Origin of the sequence: Neisseria sp. P0006.S004 (assembly GCF_051963015.1) — a bacterium.
Lineage (GTDB): Bacteria > Pseudomonadota > Gammaproteobacteria > Burkholderiales > Neisseriaceae > Neisseria.
This window is the reverse complement of sequence record NZ_JBQCUS010000004.1, coordinates 134,564-155,191: the sequence shown is the minus strand read 5'-3', so window position 1 is coordinate 155,191 and position 20,628 is coordinate 134,564. Positions and strand designations below refer to the sequence as shown.

The following is a 20,628-nucleotide window of genomic DNA, read 5'->3' as shown; positions in this document are numbered from 1 at the left end:
ACACTTTATTAATTTACACATCAATCACGCTATTTTGTTGCTTTTATACCAACAATCCGTCAATTAGGCCGTCTGAAAAACATTACCCGAAACATCCATCCACTCAGGCAGAGGCAGTTTTACCACCCCAAACTCATCAGGATAATCAACGCCTGTCAAATACAGGCCGTCAGACATAAAGGTCGGAGGCGCTTTCAATCTGCTTCTTGCATGAAAGATTGACTGAAATTCATCCACACTGATCCTGCCACTTCCCACATATACCAATGCGCCCATGATATTACGCACCATATGATGCAAGAATGCATTTCCATGCAAATCAAGGCACAAATAATGAGGAGTCCCACTAATACTTACACTATACAGCGTTTTTATAGGCGATTTTGCCTGGCACTCAGCCGCACGAAAACTGGAGAAGTCATGTTCACCCTCCAATAAAGCAGCAGCCTGCCTCATTAGATTTAAATCTAATTTCAAATGCGTCCACCCCACCCTGCCGACCAACAACGGAGAGCGAACCGGAGATGACTCCAGTAAATAACGGTAATGCCGGCCATAAGCATCAAATCGGGCATTGAAATGCGGTGCAACTTTTTGTGCAAGCAATACAGCCACACCGTCAGGCAAATGCGCATTGACTCCACGCACCCACGCCTGCTCCGGACGGCTTACAGATGTATCAAAGTGTACAACCTGAGCTGTCGCATGCACACCCGTATCCGTCCTTCCTGCAACAATCGTATTAATCCGCTCTCCTGCTATTGAAGTTAATGCCTGCTCTAAGGCCGTCTGAACAGTCGGCAGGTCTCCGACCTGTTTTTGCCAACCATAAAAACGGCTTCCGTCATAAGAGAGGGTTAAAGCCCAACGCTGAACGGAACGTCCTGTTGTATTCGTTTGTTCGGTCATTTTTGATACTTCTTATAAATTGATATTGTTATCCACGCTCAAATAACAAATATTAAAAGGCGTGATCATCACACGCCTCTCATCATATATTTCAGACGGCCTTTATCTTCGCCCACCATATAGAACTGCCATGCAATACTGTCATATCTAAAAATGGATTCGGCCCAAATCTCATCTTTTAATTTACCATAAAAAAGATGCCGTCTGAAACGGCATCTTCATTTGATTGACACTTATGCACCAAGTTCTTTCATCAGTTTTTGGGCTTTATATAGAATATCGCCTTCAGCTTCTTCAATCAGTCCTTGCAATGTTTCGCGAGCTGCCTCAGGATCACCGATCTCGATGTACATCTTGGCCAAATCATATTTAGCCTCGAGCGGAGCAGTCATACCGACTGATTCTGAAACAAAGCCTCTTTCGCTATTGCTTTTATCGGCAGCCACTGAAACATCTTCAGCCTCCCATTCCAATGCACCTTCTTCAATCACAAACTCGGAAGCAGCTTCTTCTTTCTCTGCTTCTTCTTTGGTTTCTTGAATTTGCACGTCCTGATCTTGCTTGACATCAAATGGCAGCACATGGTCGTCTGAATTTTCAGGCGTTTCTACTGTAAACTCTAGCGGCTCTTCATTTCGCTCAGGCATAACAACAGATACCGGCTGATACGGATTTTCCGGCTCAGGTTCGTACACGCTTTCTGTCGACTCGATATTGTCCCAATCCGCATGACGACGTTGCTCTGTTTCTGCATCATGCGTTACCGCACTGGAAAGAATACCTGCCTGACTATGGTCAATCTTGCCCAAGTCGAGTTTGACATCGTCAACATTGGAAGATTCTTCTACTTCATTGATAACGACATCATCTTCAAAATCATCTTCGACAAGCAAACCTTCTTGAGTTTTTTCAGACGGCATTACTTTGCTTGCGGCAACCGCAGCAGCGGCTGAAGCAGCAGCACTTTTCTGTACAGGCTTTTCTTCATCCTTACGGCTTGCAGACGCGGCTTTCGGCTCGTCTTTACGTTTACCGGCAGCTCTCAACAACAACCAAGCAGCAATAAGGGCTGCGCCGCCTGCCAACAACCATTTCCACAAATTGCCGTCTGATTCACTCTCTGCCGGCTCTGCAGCAGAATCAGTCGTAGCAACAGGTTCTGAAGCCAATACATTCTCTTGATTATCGGAAGCCATAACATCTTGAACATCGGAAGCAGGAGCTGCTGATGCCGCATTTTCATTGACAGCCGCAGATGCTGCTTGCTCTGTTTGCGCAGCTGAAGCTTGTTTCACTTCTTCCTGTTGCGGAGGGTTTGCGCCGGCATCTTTAACCTGAGTTTCAGGCTGAGTAACAGGTTTTTCTGTTTTAGCTTCTGTTGTATTGGTGGCTTCATTGCCTTTTTCCGGCGCCGTATCGGCTTTAACAGGCGAAGAAGCGGCCAAGCGTTGCAATTCGCTACGGCTCGGGATATTCAGCACTTTACCTGCCAACATACGGTTGGCATTGTTATCAATAAACACATCCGGATTGGCATTAACCAACGCTTGAATGGTTTGATCCAAGGTCATACCTTGCGGACGGATGCTGGACGCAATGGCAATCAGGGTTTCACCCGTACGCACCAAATGCTGTCTGCCTGAACGTACGGCCATATCGTTTTTAGCAGAGGCCGTCTGAACTTGTTTTTTCTCAGCCTTACGTTGCACATCTTTACGCACTTGAGCTACCTGATTGCCTGCTGCTTTATTATTTTTTGTTGCAGGCTGTTGGGCATTGCGTGTCGGCTCGAAGGATTGGGATTCGGCAGCCTGACGGGTGCGGACGGGTGCCGCATCTTTAGCGTCGTATCCGGCCGGATCAATGATGGCAGTGTATTCACGCGATTGCGCGCCGACACCTACTTGGAAAACCAAAACAGGATCTTTAATGGCTTTGGAAGAACGAATCGTAACGACTGCCTTATCGCCTGATTTGCGTACTGCCGCGCGTAAATTGCCATTTGAAATAGTGGCCTTGCCGCCGTTAAGCAGAGCCTGGGCTTCCTCGCCTGTTACGGTAATACTGCCTGTAAAAGGTTCGCCCAGATGAGATTGGACATTCAAGCCGCCCAAACCTGCTGAAGCACCGAGCGATGTCATTAAAGCGATAGAAGCTGTAATTAATTTAATATTGTGATGTTTTTTCAAAACTGATCCCCTGTTCGGAAATTATGGTACTGACCAATGTGCGCGCATTTAACCATATATTTACTAGATATTACGTCATGATATATTTTTAACCCATTTCTGCCAAGCAATACAGGCCATTCAGCCTGAAATTCCTTAGTAAATCTATTACTTTTGCATGCTTGTGTTTCTTTTTTACAAATTTCTCCGACCCAAAACAAATATTTTATATAAATATATGCGGCATTAAAGTCATGAGGGAAGGTGCAAAAAAACACATCTGCCTGTATGATTAGCATTTACTCAATTAGTTTCATCATTAACATATGAAAGTTTTGAGCGACTTATTCGCCGTATTCTTATTTTTTATCACATACATCATCACCAAAGACATGATTGCCGCAACAACTGTTGCGGTTATCGTCGGCATTGCCCAAGCTGCGCTGACCTTTTGGAAGCACCGCAAACTGGACACCATGCAATGGGTCAGCCTGATTTTGATTGTCTTTTTTGGCGGCGCAACAATTCTGCTGAAAGACAACCGCTTTATCATGTGGAAACCGACCGTTCTGTTTTGGATCGGCGCAATCGTCATGCTGTTCAGCCATCTTGCCGGTAAAAACGGGCTTAAAGCCGTCATGGGCAAAGAAATGCAGCTCCCTGATTTTGTATGGACACGCCTGACTTATGCATGGATTGGCTTCCTGATTTTTATGGGTGCGGCCAACCTCTTTGTCTTTACGTATTTTCCAGACCAATGGGTCAATTACAAACTGTTCGGCACATTGGGTTTCACAATCATTTTTTCCATCGCACAGGGTATGTATCTGATGCGTTTCCAGCCTAAGGAGGATCAATAATGGAATATTTCATGCTTTTGGCCACTGATGCCGAAGATGTCCACGAAGCACGCATGGCGGCCCGCCCTGCTCATTTGGCACGCTTGGAAGAATTGAAAGCGCAAGGCCGTCTGCTGACTGCAGGCCCCAATCCTTTACCAGATAATCCGGAACGCGTTTCCGGCAGCCTGATTGTGGCTCAATTTGAGTCTTTAGACGCCGCACAAGAATGGGCCGAACAAGACCCTTACGTCGATGCCGGCGTATACGCCGAAGTCTTGATCAAACCCTTTAAAGCCGTGTTCAAATGAGCAATATGAGTCAAATGATTGAAGAACGCCTGCAAGCACTTGAACCTGAGTTCTTCGATTTTGAAGATGAGAGCCATCTGCACGCCGGCCATGCCGGCAATAAAGGCGGCGGGCATTATGCGATATTGGTGGTCAGCAACGCATTTGAAAATATCGGCCGCCTCCAACGGCAACGTATGATTAAGCAGCTTTTACAAGACTTGTTTTCAGACGGCCTGATTCATGCACTCAGCATCAGAGCAACCACGCCGGATGAATACTTCCATTAAGATTACCGCCCAAACTTTGATTTCCAATCATTAATTTAGAAGAGAAATACGATGAAAAAAACCTACTTTGCTTCAGCCTTGATGCTCGCCCTGACTTCCGGCACTCTGTTTGCCCAAACTTTGGTTACCGTCAACGGCCAAGCCATCGACAGCAGCGTTATCGATGACCAAGTTGCTTCCGTACGCGCCAGCAACCCGAACGTTCAAGACACTCCCGAATTGCGTCAAATGCTGACTGAACGCCAAGTTATCAGCACTGTTGTGACCCAAGAAACCAAAAAATTAAAACTGGATCAAAGCGCTGAATTCAAAGCTGCATTGGAGCAAGCGCGTGCCGATGCCGCCAAGCAAGGTGCAGATAAAAAAGCCACATTCAAAACCGAATGGGCAGTTTTTGAAAATGATTTGTTAGGCCAAGCTTTCGCGGCGCATATCGTCCGTCAATATCCTGTTCAAGAAAAAGATGTCAAAGCCGCTTACAACGACTTTAGCAACTTCTATAAAGGTACTCAGGAAGTCCAACTGGGCGAAATCGTAACCGACAGCAGCAGCAATGCCCAAAAAGCCATTGCCGATTTGGACGCGAAAAAAAGCTTTGTTTCGGTATTGAACCAATACTCAATTGACGAAGCAGCCAAAAAAGCCGGCGGCATCCCTAAAGCTTATGTTCCGCTCAAAGATTTGCAAGAATCAGCGCCTCCACTTTACGCTGCTGTCAAAGACCTGAAAAAAGGTGCACACACTACAACGCCACTGCAAAACGGTAATCTGTACGCCGTTTTCTACGTCAATGACCGTCGTAACGTTACCGTACCTTCTTACGAAGCCGCTAAAAACGAGATTGGCAGCGACTTACAGGCAGCCCGTGTTGATGCGTCCATTCAATCATTACTGAAAAAAGCCAGCATCAAAGTCAACAAATAATATAACGTGCCCGCTGTGATAGCGGCGGGCAATAAGGAACTCACATGAACATCAAGCCCAAAACTGCCGTTTTGGCTATCCTCGCCTTGTCAACCGTGAGCTTGGCAACCGCCAAAGCACCTGAAATCGATCCTGCCCGTATCGACAGCATGGTCGCCGAAGTATTGAGACAAGCCGATCAGCATCCCAACCAGACTGCCAAACCCGATGGTCAGGCAATCCGCAAAGATGTGGTTACACGTTTGCAGACTTTGGAAATTTTGAAAAATGAAGCCATTAAAGCTGGTTTGGACAAAGATGCAGAAGTACAGAATCAATTCAAAAACGTTGAAGCTGAGTTCTATGCTAACCAATACGCTGCTTATCTAGAACGCCAAACCGCGGTTGACGATGCCGAGTTACGCCGTTTCTACGACCATCAAACACGCATTATCAAGCTGCAACAAGTCAGCTTTGCTTCAGCCGACGAAGTACGCGCAGCGCAAGAACTGCTGCTCAAAGGCTTGTCATTTGAAGAACTGATGAAACGTTATCCCAACCCCGAACAAGAGTTCGATGGCTTCATCTCTCCACAGCAGCTTCCTCCTCAACTGGCTACCGCTTTTGCCGACATGAATCGAGGCGATGTAACACATGAGCCGATTCAGATGGAAAACCGTTTTTATCTGTTTAAACTCAGCGCCGTAGAGCGTAATCCTAATGCCGAACCTTTTGAACTGGTGCGCAATCAGATTGCACAAGCTGTCAAACGAGAAAAAGTCGAGAATCAGATCGAACGCATCTTAAAAGAAAACGGCATTAATCCGTAAATTAATTCAATGGTTTCAGGCCGTCTGAAACCATACTCCAACCCAAAGGGCGTGTCTTTTACGCCCTTTTTTACAAACTTCTTTTATTCAAAAACATCATGCGCGCTGTTATCCAAAAAGTTACCCAAGCTAAAGTTGACGTTTTTTCCGAAAACTCCTGCGAAACCTGCGGCGAAATCAACAACGGATTTGTGATATTGCTCGGCGTTACCCACACCGATACAGAAGCGGACGCCAAATACATTGCGGATAAAACCGCCAACCTGCGTATCTTTGAAGACGAAAACGGCAAATTAAATTTATCGCTCAAAGATGTCGGCGGCTCGATATTACTGGTTTCTCAGTTTACCCTTTACGCCGATGCGCGCAGCGGCCGCCGTCCGTCCTTCTCCAATGCTGCCCCTGCCGAACAAGCGGATAAGCTTTATCAATATACCGCGCAACTTTTGCGCGAACATGGATTGATTGTCGAAACCGGCAGATTCCAAACCCATATGCAGGTTTCCCTTTGCAATGACGGGCCGGTTACCTTATTGCTTGACTCGCAAAAAACATTCTAAATCCCATCAAAAAAGGCCGTCTGAAATATTTCAGACGGCCTTTCCATTTCTGATCATTACTAAATCAAGCCTTGTGCGCTTTCACCCAGTTCACAATATCTGCCTCAACGGCTTCAGGCGAACCCGGATTGTCAATTTTAACGCCGTACTCATCCGCACCCAGCTCTTCCAAAATCTCCAGCTGCGAATCCAGCATTCCGGCTTTCATATAATGCCCCTGACGCGACAACATACGCTCGAGATTAATTGCTTGAGGCGGAGTCAAATGGATAAAAGCCACCTTCCCTTCTGCACCACGCAGAATATCGCGATAGTGATGCTTGAGTGCGGAACAAGTAACAATGGAATATTTTTCCCCATTTTTTGCCTGCTCTGTCATCCAGTCACGCAAATTGCCCAGCCAAGGATAGCGGTCTTCGTCCGTCAACGGAATACCGGCACCCATTTTGTCGCGGTTGGCTTGAGTATGGAAATCATCGCCTTCGGCATATGGGCATTGGTTGAGATGTTTTTGCAAAGACAATGCGGCAGTGGTTTTACCGCAACCGCACACGCCCATCATGACAAAATGTGTCGTCATTTTTCTACTCCTTGTTTATCTAGATTTTAACGGTATTTGAAAACAGGCGGATTGTGTTATCTCAAAAACACTATCCGCCGGCCATTTTCGATTAAACCAAGATAAACAACACTGACGATAAAGCAAAACCGATGAGTGCGATAAGTGTTTGGTTGACCGTCCATGTCTTCAAGGTCGTCGGCACATCCATATCCAACAGACGGCCGACAAGCCAGAAACCTGAGTCGTTAAAGTGGCTGCAACCGACGGAACCTGCCGCCGTCGCCAATACCACGCAAGTAATCTGCCAATCGCTGAAACCTGCCGCCGCAACGGCCGGTGCCATCAATGCGGCAGCGGTAGTCAGGGCAACAGTCGCAGAACCTTGCGCAATACGCAAAGCCAAAGCTACCAAGAAACAGCCCAGTAAAACAGGAATACCCAAGTCAGCCATGCTGTCAGCCAAAGCCTTACCAATACCGGAAGCACGCAACACGCCGCCGAACATACCGCCTGCACCGGTAATCAAAATGACCGAGCAAACCGGGCCCAATGCGCCATCAATGGTTTTCTCCAAAGCGCTAGCTTTTTCGCCACGTTTGCTGCCCAATACATACAGGGCTACCAAAACAGAAATCAGCAAAGCAATCGGTGTCGAACCGAGCATTCGTGCAAACTGCACCCAGCCTTCATCCGCACTGACCATTTTCTCGCTGATCAGGGTAGACAAACCAGTATTCAAAAAAATCAACAACATAGGAATCAGCATAATGCCGATGACCGTAGATGCCTTTGCAGGCGCTTTTGGTTGGTCGTTATCTTGCGTACCGCCGCTGAGCAGATCAGGAACAGGTACATGAATGCTGCGACCCAAAACTTTACCCAATAAATAGCCGCTGAAATACCAAGTAATCAAGGTAACAGGCAAACCTAAAATCAGCAGTTGACCAATATTTGCACCATAAAATTCAGAAGCAGCAATCGGGCCCGGATGAGGCGGCAGGAAGACGTGCATGACCGAAAATGCGCCAATAGACGACAGCGCGTATGGCAGAACGGTCTGCTTCATACGGCGTGCCGTTGCAAACACAATCGGCAACATCACCACCAAGCCGGCATCAAAGAAAATCGGGAAACCAAAAATCAAAGAAGCCACGCCTAAAGCAAATGGTGCACGATTCTCACCAAAAATCCGAATCAGCGCATCTGCCAAAGACTGAGCGCCACCGGAAGTTTCCACCAAACGGCCGAGCATTGCGCCCAAACCGACCAGCAACGCCACGCTGCCGAGCGTGCCGCCAAAGTTTTTGACCAACACATCATTGACGATACTGCCCATAGGCAGGCCTGTTACGATAGCAGTCAGTAGGCTGACCAATACCAACGTCAGCAAGGCATGAACGCGCAGTTTTACAATCAAAATCAAGATCAGCAAAATCGCTGCCGCGGCGATACCGAGCAAAGTACCGGCACTCAGCGTTTGAGTCCATCCATCCATTTTGAAGCCTTTCTCTGTAAGAAAAATACAAATTTATTAATGTTTCTTAACATACGTAGATAAGATAACACATTTCACTATGGATTCATACGGCTGGATTTAGTCAAAATATAAACTTCTCTTTTTCAAAATCCTTTTTGCAAGATGCTTGATAACTAAGGATTACAAAGAAAAACAAGGGTAACAAAAAGGCCGTCTGAAACGTAGTTAATTTTCAGACAGCCTGACATCATACTTTTTAATAAAATAGAAACGAATATTTTTTCAATTGCCTAAAATCAAGTATTTTCAGCTTATGTATTGGTAAAAATCACCCCATTCCCAAACTTAATTCCGGAAGTTTGGTATTAAAATCCAGCCCATTGAGGCATGAGGGACTGTTACGCATTACTGCTTCGATTTCGGCAAATCCTCGGTCAAAAATTTTAGCCGAATCAAAAGAATCTGGGCAGTAATGTTTTACGACTCCCCAAACATCCATCATGCTTTTTCTTAAAAACTGAAAGTGCCATGATACAAAGGCCGTCTGAAAAATTCTTCAGACGGCCTTGATTCTTAAACTTCTGCCGGTGGTTGCGGTGTATCCTCATCTTCCTGCTGCGTTTTCGCTTTGGCAAAACGGCTGAACCAAATGCCTGCCTCGTAGAGCAAAATCAGCGGAACAGCAAGCAGGGTTTGAGAAATTACGTCCGGCGGCGTGATGATTGCAGCCACGACAAACGCACCGACAATCACATACGGACGCGCATTCTTAAGCTGTGCAGTCGAAACAATACCCATTTTGGCAAGCAACACCACAACGACGGGAACTTCAAACGTCGTACCGAATGCCACAAACATGCCCAAAATAAAGGACAGGTATTTGTCGATATCGGTTGCCATATTGACACCGACAGGGGTTACCCCGGCCAAAAATTTGAAAATAACGGGAAACACCAAAAAATAGGCAAACGCCATACCGACGAAGAAAAGCGTCACGCTGGACAACACCAGCGGCGTAATCAAGCGTTTTTCGTTTTGGTATAAAGCCGGGGCGACAAACGCCCAGACTTGATACAGCGTGTGCGGCAACGACAGCAGAAACGCCGCCATCAGAGTAACCTTGACCGGCACAAAAAACGGCGCAATCACATCGGTCGCAATCATGCTGGTATCTTTAGGCAGATTGGCCATCAATGGTTCGGCAACAAAGGTATAGAGCTGCTGGGCAAACGGCATCATACCCAAAAAGCAGACAACAATACCGATGACGATCCACATCATACGGCGGCGCAGCTCGAGAAGATGCTCGATAAGCGGTTGGATGGGTTGTTCGTGTTGAGGTTCGGACACCGGTTGACTCACTTTTTACTTACGGACGCGCAGTTTGGGCTTGGCGTGGAATTTCGGGCGCATATCGCGTTTGCGGCTCATCGCCTGCTTACGCAAAGAAGTCGTATGCAGCGGAGGAACATCGGCAACAGGAGATTCGATATAGCTGACTTCTACCGCAGGGGCAGGCGAAACCGATGCGGTCAAATACTCACGCCAAGCGCGGTCTTGCTCGGATTCGGCATTTTCAGCTTCGACAAGCTCTTGGGTTTGCACTGCCCCACCCTGCTCAGAAGCTTGGATTGCGCTTTCATTCTCAGTGCTGTTTGAAGCCAGATCAGGCAAAGGATTGCCCAACTCATCTACACCAAAATCGGCAGGCGTTTTCTGCTCAGGCAGGCGTTCCCACGGCTTGAGGCCGTCTGAAATATCATTCAGATTTTTTTGTGCATCGTTGCCCAAGTCTTTGATACCGTCGCGAAACTCAGATGCGGCGGTTTCAAATTCCTGCTTCACCTTGCGCAATTCGTCCAATTCAGCCTGAGTGTTGAGCTCCTGCTTGACGTTGTTGACGAAGCCTTGCAATTTACCGACCAAACGCCCGGCCGTGCGCGCGGCTTGCGGCAAACGTTCGGGGCCAAGCACTATCAGGGCGACAACGCCGACCAGCAGCAATTCGCCCAAACCGAAATCAAACATGGATTATGCTTTGTCTTCGTCTTTTTTGTGTTCGATGACTTCGTCTTTTTTGGCATCTTTGCCGTCTGTACCTTCATTCAGGCCTTGTTTGAAGTCATGCACTGCGCCGCCGAGGTCTTTGCCGACGTTGCGCAATTTTTTGGTACCGAATACCAAAACGACGATAATCAGTACGATAATCCAGTGCCAAAGAGAGAAGCTACCCATGATAAATCCTTGAATTTGTTTAATTTAAAAAGAGATAATAATTATGCGGGCGTACCCATGATATGGATATGCAGGTGGAAGACTTCCTGTCCACCGCCTTTACCTGTGTTGATCAGGGTTTTAAAACCGTCGGTCAAACCTGCCTCATGGGCAATTTGAGGAACTTTCAACATCATTTTACCCAACAGGGTTTGATGTTCGGCAGTGGCGTGTGCCAGTGAATCGAAGTGTACTTTCGGAATCAGCAGCAGATGCACCGGCGCGGCAGGACGGATGTCTTTGAAACAAAGCATCTCATCGTCTTCGTAAACAGTTTGTGCCGGAATATCTTTGGTTGCGATTTTGCAGAAAATACAATTATCCATAATGGCTCCAATGGCCGTCTGAAAACGGGCGTAACGGGTTTCGACCAAAAAAGGGAAATCGTTTTACCCCAAGAGACGGATTCTGAAACAGGTCAAATACGGGATTGTAATATAAATTCAAGATTCTTTGCGAGAAGCTTTTTCCACTAATCCCGACAAACCTTGACGGCGCGCAAGCTCGTTTACTACATCTTCGGCGCGCAATCCATGATGCGCCAATAAAACCATGGTGTGAAACCACAAATCCGCCACTTCGTAAACCAAATGTTCGCCACCGCCATCTTTAGAGGCCATCAAGGTTTCACCCGCTTCCTCAATGACTTTTTTCAAAATCTTGTCTTCGCCTTTGTGTAGCAGTTGGGCGACATAAGAAGCATCGGGATCGCCGCCTTTACGCGAATCGATGACGTTTTGAATTTGGGTAAGAATAGTATCGGTCATGGTCGGTTTCTCTTATTTTCTTTCAGACGGCCTTAAGGATGTTTATGTCCGTAAATCGCCTCTTCGTCTTTCAACACGGCATCAACTGCCTGCCATGCGCCCTCTTGCCAAACTTTGTAAAAACAGCTTTCGCGCCCTGTATGACAGGCAATGCCGCCGTTTTGTTCAATCAGCATGACCACAGCGTCGCCATCGCAATCCAGGCGTAATTCGTGTACTTTTTGCGTATGTCCGGACTCTTCGCCCTTCATCCATTGTTTTTGGCGGGAACGGCTGTAATAGTGGGCAAAACCGGTTTCTACAGTTTTTTGCAGGGCCTCGGCGTTCATCCAGGCAACCATCAGCACACGGCGTGTCTGCCAATCTTGGGCAATCGCGCAAACCAAACCTTTTTCATCAAATTTTACGGCATTCAGCAGCGTTTCGTTTATGTTCGACATTCGCGTCTTTCTCCCATATTTTCAGACAGCCTTTGGATAGCAATCATAAACGCACTTCGATTCCTTCTTCGCGCATGGCCAGTTTCGCTTCACGGATACTCGCTTCGCCAAAGTGGAAAATACTGGCGGCCAATACCGCATCTGCCTTCCCGTCCTTAATGCCGTCCACCAAGTGTTGAACAGAACCGACGCCGCCGGAAGCAATGACCGGAATATCGACCGCTTCGCTGACTGCGCGTGTCAAAGGCAGGTTGAAACCTTGCTTGGTACCGTCCCGGTCCATACTGGTTAGCAAAATTTCGCCAGCACCGCGTCGCTGCATTTCGACAGCCCATTCTACCGCATCCAAACCGGTCGGATTACGTCCGCCGTGGGTAAAGATTTCCCAACGGGTGTTTTCAGGGTTGACCGCTTTGGCATCGACGGCAACAACAATCGCTTGCGAACCAAAAAAACCGGCCGCTTCGTTTACCAAATCAGGATTGGTTACAGCGGCCGTATTGATGCTGGCCTTATCGGCACCGGCATTAAGCAGACGACGGATATCGGCAACTGTGCGCACGCCGCCGCCGACTGTCAATGGAATAAAAACTTGCGAAGCGACCGCCTCGATAACGTGCAAAATAGTATCGCGATTGTCGCTGGAGGCAGTGATGTCCAAAAAGGTCAACTCATCTGCGCCTTCATCGTTGTAGCGTTTAGCAACGTCAACCGGATTGCCTGCATCGCGCAAACCCAAAAAGTTGACGCCTTTTACTACGCGACCGTCTTTTACATCCAGACAAGGAATAATTCGTTTTGCCAATGCCATACTCAATACCTCTTATCCGTTATCAGGCCGTCTGAAACTGTCAGGCCAAAAATTTGCCCAACCAATCCGGCAAATGTTGCAACAGCTGAAAATAACCAATGCCGGCCATCATAGCCAAGACGCAGGAAATAATGAAATTGCTGTCAATGCGGCCGACAATGGAAAAAATCAAACCGGCAAATGCCCATATTATCCCGTTGAAAATCATCCAATAGGTATCGATAATCGGCAAATCAAACGCCGTCAGCTGCCGCAGTATCACTGCAATCAGTGTAAACCACAAACTTTCGCTTAGCGGATACACTTCACGATCGGATGACCAGATAATCCAAAAACCCAAAACAAACGCTTCAAGCATACCAATCCCTTAATAAAATAAGATATTGAGTGAGTTGTTTTTTATAATTATTTCAGACAGATTTTAAGTCTAAGGACTTTGCAAAATGCCGCTTTTGAAATACGCCAACTCCTGCGCTGTTACACCTTGCAAAGCCCTAATCTGCATAATTAAACGCACTTAAGGTCAGGCCAAAGAATCGGCCAGTTTTTGTGCCTGTGCAAAATCAATACTTCCCTCATAAATTGCGCGGCCGGTAATCGCACCGCTCACACCCTCTTTTTCAACGGCACACAATGCGCGGATATCGTCCAAATTCGTCAAGCCGCCGGAAGCGATAATCGGGATATTCACTGATTGAGCCAATTTGACGGTAGCCTCGATATTCACGCCGCTCATCATGCCGTCGCGGCCGATATCGGTATAAATAATGCTGTTGACGCCATCGTCTTCAAAACGCTTGGCCAAATCGACGACATGATGCTCCGTTACCGTTGCCCAACCGTCTATCGCCACCATACCGTCTTTGGCATCCAAGCCGACGATAATCTGACCCGGAAAGGCCTTACATGCTTCGCGCACAAATTCAGGATTTTTTACCGCGGCCGTACCGATAATCACATCGGTCAGACCCAAATCCAAATACTTTTCGATGGTGCCCAAATCACGGATACCGCCGCCAAGCTGTACCGGAATATCTTTGGCTACGGCGGCCAAAATTTCTTTAATCGCCGGAAAATTTTGAGGAACGCCTGCGAATGCGCCGTTCAAATCAACCAAATGCAAACGGCGTGCGCCTTGATTGCGCCAATGCAAAGCCATCTCTGCCGGTGAATCGGAAAACACCGTCGCCTGCTCCATCAAGCCTTGTTTTAAGCGAACACAGCGTCCTTCTTTCAAATCAATGGCAGGTATCAACAGCATTTTCTTCTCCTCTATTCAATTTCAGTATATTTTACACAAATTAGCGATTTTTAGCAGATTTATGTTAAAAACCTCAAATCTGCCAATTTAAAAAATTACGTAGCAGCAGCAATCCTGCCTGATGGCTTTTCTCCGTGTGGAACTGTGTGGCAAACACATTGTCCTTACCGACAATGCAGGCAAATTCATTCGGATATTCGCTGACGCCTAAAACAATCTCTTCATTTTTCGGTGCAAAATAATAGCTGTGAACAAAATAAAAATACTCGTTCTGCCCAATGTCTTGAAATAAAGGATGAGGACGGGTTTGGCGCACTGTATTCCACCCCATATGCGGCACTTTCAGACGGCCTCCTTGCTCATCGGTTTGATTGGGCAAAAACCGTTTTACTTGACCTTCAAACCAACCCAAACCATCTGTATCGCCTTCTTCGCTGTGTTCAAACAATAATTGCGCACCTACGCAAATTCCAAAAAACGGCTTGTTTTTCAGGCCGTCTGAAACAGCCTCGCCCAAACCGCTTGCCTTCAGCGCCGACATGCAATCCGGCATGGCACCCTGCCCCGGAAAGATAACCTTATCCGCCGCCATCACCTCTTCAGGCCGCGAAGTCAGATAAACCTCGGCATTTTGATTGGACAAAACCTGCGCCGCCTGAACAGATTTCAATACTGAGTGCAGGTTTCCCATTCCATAATCAACAATCGCTACTTTCATTGCTTCTCCTCAGGCCGTCTGAAAACATTTAATGATTAATATAATAATAAGAATGATTGTAGCAAAAGATGGTTTAAAACAAAATATTGTCGATATACAAGACAAATAATAAAAGGCCGTCTGAAATCCCAATTGGTTTCAGACGGCCTTTATTCACTCAAACGATTCCTTATTCTTCAGATGCGGCTTCTGCTTCTTCCTGAACAGACTCTTCGCTCAGCGTGCCTTTGGTAGAAGGCGTTTGACCCATCATGCGCGGATCGTATTCGACCGCCATGCGCAATGCGCGGCCGAAGGCTTTGAAAACAGTCTCGGCTTGATGATGTGCATTACGGCCGCTCAAGTTATCGATGTGCAAGGTCATCATGCTGTGGTTCACAAGGCCGTGGAAAAACTCTTCAAACAAATCAACATCAAAGCGGCCGATCAGGGCGCGGGTAAAGTCGATGTTGTACACCAAACCAGGGCGGCCGGAAAGGTCGATGACTACACGGCTCAACGCTTCATCCAGTGGAACATAGGCATGGCCATAACGGGTAATGCCGGCTTTATTGCCAAGCGCTTGTTTCAGGGCCTGACCCACCACGATACCGATGTCTTCAACCGTGTGATGGTCGTCAATGTGCAAATCGCCTTTGCAGGTAATATCCAAGTCAATCAAACCATGACGCGCCACTTGGGCAAGCATGTGTTCAAGGAAAGGAACGCCGGTATCCAGACGATATTTGCCGGTACCGTCAAGATTGAGGCTGACGGTGATTTGGGTTTCGCAGGTATTGCGGGTAACGGTAACAAAACGGCCTTCGGTTGAAACACCAGCTTCAACTGCTTCGACAGTTTGTTTTTCCAAACGCGCGGCTTCAACCGCTGCTGCTTTTTCTTGGTCTTTGCTGTGGTCACGGTTCAGCCAGCCTTTGCGTTTGTGCATGCCGGATTCCAACTTAGCAGCCAAGCTCGGACGAATGCCGCGTGCAGACTCATCGCCTGCTTGTTGTTCCAAACGGCGTTTGAGCTGAGACAAAGAGGCGGAATTTTCATAACCGCAAGCACGTGCAAGCTTGGTTAATGAGCCGGCTTCTTCAACCAGTAACAGAAAATTGGTCAAATGCAGTTGAGCTTTGTTCATAATGGTAGTTTCCTTGGAATCAAAGATTGGGGTAAAGGTTTCTAATAACCGCCAAGACAGCATCATTTTGCGCTGCCGAGCCTATGGTTATGCGGACACACTGATCCAAAAGCGGATGGCTGCCATGCAGTTTTTTAATCAGTATGCGGTTTTGCTTCAATGTTTCAAACAGCTCGTTCGCATCAGGAACGCGAACGGTAATAAAGTTGGCTTCGCTCGGAAAAACTTCCAAACGGTTTAATTTCAACAATTCATTCATCACGCGCGAGCGCTCATTTTTTAATGTATCAATGTTTTGCTGAATGATTTGATGATGTTTCAATGAGAATTTTGCCGCCGCCAAGCTTAATTGATTCATATTGTAAGGCGGAAGGATTTTGGCCAGTTCACCCATAATGCTTGGGCTTGCCGCTGCATATCCCATCCGTAAGCCGGCAAAGCCGATTTTACTGATGGTGCGCATTACGACCAGGTTTTCGACTTCGCCCGCCCACGGAAGGAAGCTGTCATGATGAAACGCGCCATATGCCTCATCGACAACCACAATGCCGGTAGCGGCATGAATAACTGCCTCCACTTCTTCTCGCTTAAAGCACACGCCGGTAGGATTATTGGGATAAGCAATAAAAATTAATGACGGCTGATGTTGCTCAATCGCGGACAAAACGGCAGGGAGATTTAAAGAGAAATCCGGATTTAAGGGAACACCGACATATTCCATGCCATAAAGCGCGGCATTATGACGATACATAACGAAACTTGGCTCAATACCCAATACACGCGCATTTGGTTTGGCAACCAACATGGTCAAAAATTGGATAAGCTCATCGGAGCCGTTACCCAACGCGATTTCCGCTTTATTGGGAATACCGAAAACTTCCCTCAATTCTTCATAAATACCGCTCTTGGCAGTATGGGGATACAAATGAATCGGTGCCTGCTTTGCCAAGTCCGCCCATTCTGACAATAAAGATTCATACCCGGCGAAAGGATGATGCGGACACTCCATAGCGTCCAACTTAATAAAACCTTCCGGCAAATCAGCAACCTGATAGGCTGTCATTACTTTAATATCATCACGGATAACTTCAGCAACGCGATTCATGGTTTTCTATCCTCCTGAGATAAAGTATTTATAATAGTAGCACAATCTTTATTAGATATATATATTAATAAGACTATAAAACGAGATAAATTTTCATTTATTTGAAGAAAAAACAATAAATCCTTTCTTCAGTACCTTTAAGCAATATTCTTGGCTTATCCCGCCTTTTTAGCGGTATAATTTCAAGTTTTCCAGTACGGCTTTACACTCTCAATATTGTGAACAATACACGCTCCCCATTACCTTATCTTGCAACTTCCATAAGCCTTATCCTGCTGATCCTGCTTTCCTTATCATGGGAATTATGGATCGCGCCATTGCGCGAAGGCGGCTCATGGTTGGCACTGAAAGCCCTGCCTTTGTGCTTGCCGTTGACCGGCATTTTGAAAAAACGCATCTACACTTACCAATACAGCTCCATGCTGATTCTGATTTACTTTGCCGAAGCCTGTATGCGCCTGGCAGACACGGCTCTCGCCAGCCGTATTTGCGCCGCCGTTTCCGTATTATTGTGCATTGCCTTTTTCCTCGGCTGCCTTGCATTTATCAAACAACAAAAACACACATCAAAATGACCTACCACACACTTTCAGACGGCCTGACTGAATCTTCAGTAAAAACCTTTTGGCCTTTATGGCTCAGTTTTCTTTGGATTTGCGCCGTCCCTTTTCTCTCGCTCTACCGAGTCGGTCCACTGCCCAGCTTTTATTTGGAAGCCATCTCACTGAGCGGCTCGTTGGTACTAACATTGATTAGCGCACACAAAGGTCTGCTGAATATCCGCCTTCCTGCACTCAGTATCGGCTTGTTTGCCATGGCCGCATTTTGGTCGCTCCAAGCGCGCCTCATGTATTCCACCTACCCCGGCATGAGCGATATTACCGCCTGGACCTTTGTTATTTTGGCACTGGGCGCATGGTCGGTGCGGGGTTGGGTAGCAGCTTACGGACAGGAACGCGTCGTCAGCATCTTTGCTTGGTCTTTATTGATAGGTGCAACCATACAGGCCGTCATCGTCTGGCTGCAATTTAAAGGCTGGTCTAACGTAGAGTGGTTGAACGGCATCATTGCCCGAAGCAGCGGTACCGTAAACGGCCAACTCGGCCAGCGCAATCATTTGGGACATTATTTAATGTGGGGCATTTTGGCGGCATCCTATTTATGGACGGCGCGCAAAATGTCCAATACAGCAGGTTTTCTGTTTGTATTGGCATTGACTGCGGCCCTCGGCCTTGTCAACTCGCGCACCATCTTAGGCTACATTGCCGCCCTATTCCTGATTACGCCATTATGGTTTTGGCGTACCCATTTCCAATACAAACGCGCACTGTGCATTTTCCTTCTGACCGCAATCCTGGCCGCCGCTTTCCAATTCGGCATGGGCAGCCTGTTGGATTTGTTTGGCAACATCAAATACGAAACCGCTGTCGAACGCGCAGGCACCAGCGGTTTTGAAGGTTCCATGCGCCAAATCGAATGGAGCAAGGCATGGATTGCCTTTCAATCCGCACCTTGGTTCGGCCATGGCTGGAACAGCTTTGCCCAGCAAACCTTCCTGATCAATGCCCAACAACAATACTTCCCTAACAATATCCTCGGCGTACTGTTTACCCATTCGCACAATATCGTCATGCAGTTATTGTCCGAAATGGGCATTGCCGGCACCTTGCTCGCAACCTTAACCCTGCTTGCAGCCGTATGGCGACTATCGGGCCGCAACCAAACGCCGGCATCCCTGTTTTTACTGACTGCCGCCGCCGTCAGCCTCTGCCACAGCATGCTCGAATATCCGCTTTGGTATATCTACTTCCTCACCGTATTTAGCCTGATTCTGTCGTTGACACCCTCTTATCCGAAAGATGTTTCAGACGGCCCTTTATCTACCCTAATCAGACAATGGGCAGGCGGTATAGCTGCTTTATCGATTTTAATCGGCATAGCAAACCTCAGCTGGGAATATCAAAATCTGACCCAATATAGCCGTGTAGGGAAAACCGATGATCAGCAAACGGTTCAAAACAAAATCGACGGCTTGCAACGACTTTCCAAAGAAAGCCCCATGCTTGCCTATTACGCCGATTTGAGCTTGAGCAAACGTGCAGACCCGACCGATGCCTACATCCGCCCGTGGGCGGAAGAAGCCGCACTCAAAGCCCTGACCTACCGGCCCTACTCCAGCGCCTATCAAGTCGGCCTCTACCTCTACCGACAAGGCAAAAAAGAAGAAGGTGCGCAATGGATGCAGGCAGTGCAATATTATTACCCCTATATGATGTATTTCTACGCCGACAAAATACGCAGCCACCCGGCATTCGCCCCCTTGCTGCCCAAACTTTTATCCGATTGCAAAGATTTCATCAACGCACCGAAACACCAAACCGCCCAATCATGCGACAAACCCTAAACAAAACACGCCCAATTGTCAGTTTGTCCTTACAGGCCGTCTGAAAATGTAAAGAGCGACAAGTTTCTATGCAAAAAAGCGCAAAAGCACAGAAAATTACGCTATCAACAAAAGCAGATTGCATGTTAAGATTGAACACAACTCTATTTTAAGCGCCGTACTGCCATTTAGTACCGCAGCGCATACAATCACGAAAAGGAAATTCCATGAGTCGCGTATTACTCGTAGATGACGATGCTCTCTTGACCGAATTGCTGACCGAATACCTGACTGCCGAAGGCCTCAACGTTCATAGCGTTCCCGACGGCGAAGCCGGCGTTCAAGAAATTCTGACCGGACAATACGATGTCGTCGTATTAGACTCCATGATGCCTAAAATGAACGGTTTGGACGTACTGAAAAACGTACGCACCCAAAGCACAGTACCCATCATCATGCTGACTGCAAAAGGTGATGACATCGACCGCATCATCGGTTTGGAAATGGGTGCGGACGATTACGTACCGAAACCATGCACACCGCGCGAACTCTTGGCGCGTATCAACGCCATCCTGCGCCGCGCGCAACACAGCAACGAACAAAACAACGCGCCTAACAGCATTTCTGTCAGCGACGTTGTCCTCTACCCTGCCAAACGCCAAGCCAGCATCAAAGATACTCCGCTTGAATTGACCAGCACCGAGTTCAATCTGCTCGAAGTTTTGATGCGCCACGCCGGACAAGTTGTCAGCAAAGAGACCTTGTCTATCGAAGCACTCGACCGCAAACTGGCTAAATTTGACCGCAGCATCGACGTACACATCTCCAGCATCCGACACAAATTGGGCGATGCTTCCCTGATTCAAACTGTACGCGGCTTAGGCTACCTGTTTGTTAAAAACTAAAGATTAAACA

General features: G+C 47.3%; 26 protein-coding genes. 9 read left to right on the top strand and 17 right to left on the bottom strand.

Annotated features, from left to right (window positions below; genetic code table 11):
• Positions 1-63: 63 nt before the first annotated feature.
• Both truA and ACTHR2_RS07720 read right to left on the bottom strand, forming a co-directional pair.
• Positions 64-909 carry a tRNA pseudouridine(38-40) synthase TruA gene (gene truA, locus ACTHR2_RS07725; RefSeq protein ID WP_440375577.1) on the bottom strand — a complete coding sequence of 282 codons (846 nt, stop codon included), beginning with the start codon at positions 907-909 and terminating at the stop codon, positions 64-66.
• 233 nt (positions 910-1,142) lie between these two features.
• Positions 1,143-3,050: a FimV/HubP family polar landmark protein gene (locus ACTHR2_RS07720; protein WP_440375589.1), complete on the bottom strand. Its 1,908-nt coding sequence runs from the start codon at positions 3,048-3,050 to the stop codon at positions 1,143-1,145.
• Positions 3,051-3,403: 353 nt separating this feature from the next.
• Between ACTHR2_RS07720 and ACTHR2_RS07715 the strand changes: the two genes are divergently transcribed.
• From ACTHR2_RS07715 to dtd, 6 genes are all read left to right on the top strand, one after another.
• Entirely contained in the window at positions 3,404-3,937 is a 534-nt protein-coding gene (locus ACTHR2_RS07715) for a septation protein A (protein WP_107724141.1), read from the top strand.
• On the top strand, positions 3,937-4,227 hold the full coding sequence (locus ACTHR2_RS07710; RefSeq protein WP_004519663.1) for a YciI family protein: 291 nt from the start codon (positions 3,937-3,939) through the stop codon (positions 4,225-4,227). Before ACTHR2_RS07715 ends, ACTHR2_RS07710 begins: the two co-directional genes overlap by 1 nt.
• Positions 4,224-4,496, top strand: coding sequence for a BolA family protein (locus tag ACTHR2_RS07705; RefSeq protein ID WP_440375576.1), 273 nt, complete (start codon positions 4,224-4,226; stop codon positions 4,494-4,496). The genes ACTHR2_RS07710 and ACTHR2_RS07705 overlap by 4 nt, the downstream gene beginning before the upstream one ends.
• A gap of 51 nt (positions 4,497-4,547) precedes the next feature.
• A complete protein-coding gene (locus ACTHR2_RS07700) occupies positions 4,548-5,420 on the top strand; it encodes a peptidylprolyl isomerase (RefSeq protein WP_440375575.1) in 873 nt (290 codons plus the stop codon).
• A gap of 44 nt (positions 5,421-5,464) precedes the next feature.
• On the top strand, positions 5,465-6,229 hold the full coding sequence (locus tag ACTHR2_RS07695; RefSeq protein WP_263337838.1) for a peptidyl-prolyl cis-trans isomerase: 765 nt from the start codon (positions 5,465-5,467) through the stop codon (positions 6,227-6,229).
• Between the two features lie 98 nt (positions 6,230-6,327).
• A complete protein-coding gene (dtd, locus tag ACTHR2_RS07690) occupies positions 6,328-6,789 on the top strand; it encodes a D-aminoacyl-tRNA deacylase (protein ID WP_263337841.1) in 462 nt (153 codons plus the stop codon).
• Positions 6,790-6,853: 64 nt separating this feature from the next.
• On the opposite strand, the gene ACTHR2_RS07685 is transcribed toward dtd, so the two are convergent.
• The 15 genes from ACTHR2_RS07685 to hisC form a co-directional block, all read right to left on the bottom strand.
• Complete coding sequence (locus tag ACTHR2_RS07685) at positions 6,854-7,369, bottom strand: gluconokinase, GntK/IdnK-type (RefSeq protein WP_440375574.1); 516 nt, start codon at positions 7,367-7,369, stop codon at positions 6,854-6,856.
• 91 nt (positions 7,370-7,460) lie between these two features.
• Positions 7,461-8,846: a GntP family permease gene (locus ACTHR2_RS07680; protein ID WP_263337846.1), complete on the bottom strand. Its 1,386-nt coding sequence runs from the start codon at positions 8,844-8,846 to the stop codon at positions 7,461-7,463.
• Positions 8,847-9,156: 310 nt separating this feature from the next.
• Entirely contained in the window at positions 9,157-9,330 is a 174-nt protein-coding gene (locus ACTHR2_RS07675; RefSeq protein WP_263337848.1) for a hypothetical protein, read from the bottom strand.
• Between the two features lie 71 nt (positions 9,331-9,401).
• Complete coding sequence (gene tatC, locus ACTHR2_RS07670) at positions 9,402-10,178, bottom strand: twin-arginine translocase subunit TatC (RefSeq protein WP_263337850.1); 777 nt, start codon at positions 10,176-10,178, stop codon at positions 9,402-9,404.
• Positions 10,179-10,193: 15 nt separating this feature from the next.
• Entirely contained in the window at positions 10,194-10,856 is a 663-nt protein-coding gene (tatB, locus tag ACTHR2_RS07665) for a Sec-independent protein translocase protein TatB (protein ID WP_263337853.1), read from the bottom strand.
• A gap of 3 nt (positions 10,857-10,859) precedes the next feature.
• Positions 10,860-11,063: a Sec-independent protein translocase subunit TatA gene (tatA, locus tag ACTHR2_RS07660; RefSeq protein ID WP_003679438.1), complete on the bottom strand. Its 204-nt coding sequence runs from the start codon at positions 11,061-11,063 to the stop codon at positions 10,860-10,862.
• Between the two features lie 41 nt (positions 11,064-11,104).
• Entirely contained in the window at positions 11,105-11,428 is a 324-nt protein-coding gene (locus tag ACTHR2_RS07655; RefSeq protein WP_049329536.1) for a histidine triad nucleotide-binding protein, read from the bottom strand.
• 117 nt (positions 11,429-11,545) lie between these two features.
• On the bottom strand, positions 11,546-11,869 hold the full coding sequence (locus tag ACTHR2_RS07650) for a phosphoribosyl-ATP diphosphatase (RefSeq protein ID WP_003679440.1): 324 nt from the start codon (positions 11,867-11,869) through the stop codon (positions 11,546-11,548).
• 32 nt (positions 11,870-11,901) lie between these two features.
• On the bottom strand, positions 11,902-12,309 hold the full coding sequence (gene hisI / locus ACTHR2_RS07645; RefSeq protein WP_070646206.1) for a phosphoribosyl-AMP cyclohydrolase: 408 nt from the start codon (positions 12,307-12,309) through the stop codon (positions 11,902-11,904).
• A gap of 43 nt (positions 12,310-12,352) precedes the next feature.
• On the bottom strand, positions 12,353-13,120 hold the full coding sequence (hisF, locus tag ACTHR2_RS07640) for an imidazole glycerol phosphate synthase subunit HisF (RefSeq protein ID WP_263337876.1): 768 nt from the start codon (positions 13,118-13,120) through the stop codon (positions 12,353-12,355).
• 40 nt (positions 13,121-13,160) lie between these two features.
• Positions 13,161-13,478 (bottom strand): hypothetical protein, encoded by a 318-nt coding sequence (locus ACTHR2_RS07635; RefSeq protein WP_063069197.1) that lies wholly within the window; start codon positions 13,476-13,478, stop codon positions 13,161-13,163.
• 165 nt (positions 13,479-13,643) lie between these two features.
• Positions 13,644-14,381: a 1-(5-phosphoribosyl)-5-[(5-phosphoribosylamino)methylideneamino]imidazole-4-carboxamide isomerase gene (gene hisA / locus ACTHR2_RS07630; protein WP_070589522.1), complete on the bottom strand. Its 738-nt coding sequence runs from the start codon at positions 14,379-14,381 to the stop codon at positions 13,644-13,646.
• A gap of 73 nt (positions 14,382-14,454) precedes the next feature.
• Positions 14,455-15,099: an imidazole glycerol phosphate synthase subunit HisH gene (gene hisH, locus ACTHR2_RS07625; protein WP_101755912.1), complete on the bottom strand. Its 645-nt coding sequence runs from the start codon at positions 15,097-15,099 to the stop codon at positions 14,455-14,457.
• Positions 15,100-15,268: 169 nt separating this feature from the next.
• Positions 15,269-16,225, bottom strand: a complete 957-nt coding sequence (gene hisB, locus ACTHR2_RS07620; RefSeq protein WP_263337885.1) for an imidazoleglycerol-phosphate dehydratase HisB — start codon at positions 16,223-16,225, stop codon at positions 15,269-15,271.
• A 19-nt stretch (positions 16,226-16,244) separates the two neighbouring features.
• On the bottom strand, positions 16,245-17,330 hold the full coding sequence (gene hisC / locus ACTHR2_RS07615; protein ID WP_263337888.1) for a histidinol-phosphate transaminase: 1,086 nt from the start codon (positions 17,328-17,330) through the stop codon (positions 16,245-16,247).
• A gap of 218 nt (positions 17,331-17,548) precedes the next feature.
• Here hisC and ACTHR2_RS07610 point away from each other — a divergent pair, with 218 nt between their 5' ends.
• The 3 genes from ACTHR2_RS07610 to misR all read left to right on the top strand — a co-directional run bounded on the left by ACTHR2_RS07610 (position 17,549) and on the right by misR (position 20,618).
• Entirely contained in the window at positions 17,549-17,905 is a 357-nt protein-coding gene (locus ACTHR2_RS07610; RefSeq protein WP_039862096.1) for a DUF2069 domain-containing protein, read from the top strand.
• On the top strand, positions 17,902-19,734 hold the full coding sequence (locus ACTHR2_RS07605; protein WP_263337892.1) for a PglL family O-oligosaccharyltransferase: 1,833 nt from the start codon (positions 17,902-17,904) through the stop codon (positions 19,732-19,734). The genes ACTHR2_RS07610 and ACTHR2_RS07605 overlap by 4 nt, the downstream gene beginning before the upstream one ends.
• Before the next feature lie 206 nt (positions 19,735-19,940).
• Positions 19,941-20,618 carry a two-component system response regulator MisR gene (misR, locus tag ACTHR2_RS07600; RefSeq protein ID WP_003748666.1) on the top strand — a complete coding sequence of 226 codons (678 nt, stop codon included), beginning with the start codon at positions 19,941-19,943 and terminating at the stop codon, positions 20,616-20,618.
• Positions 20,619-20,628 lie beyond the last annotated feature (10 nt).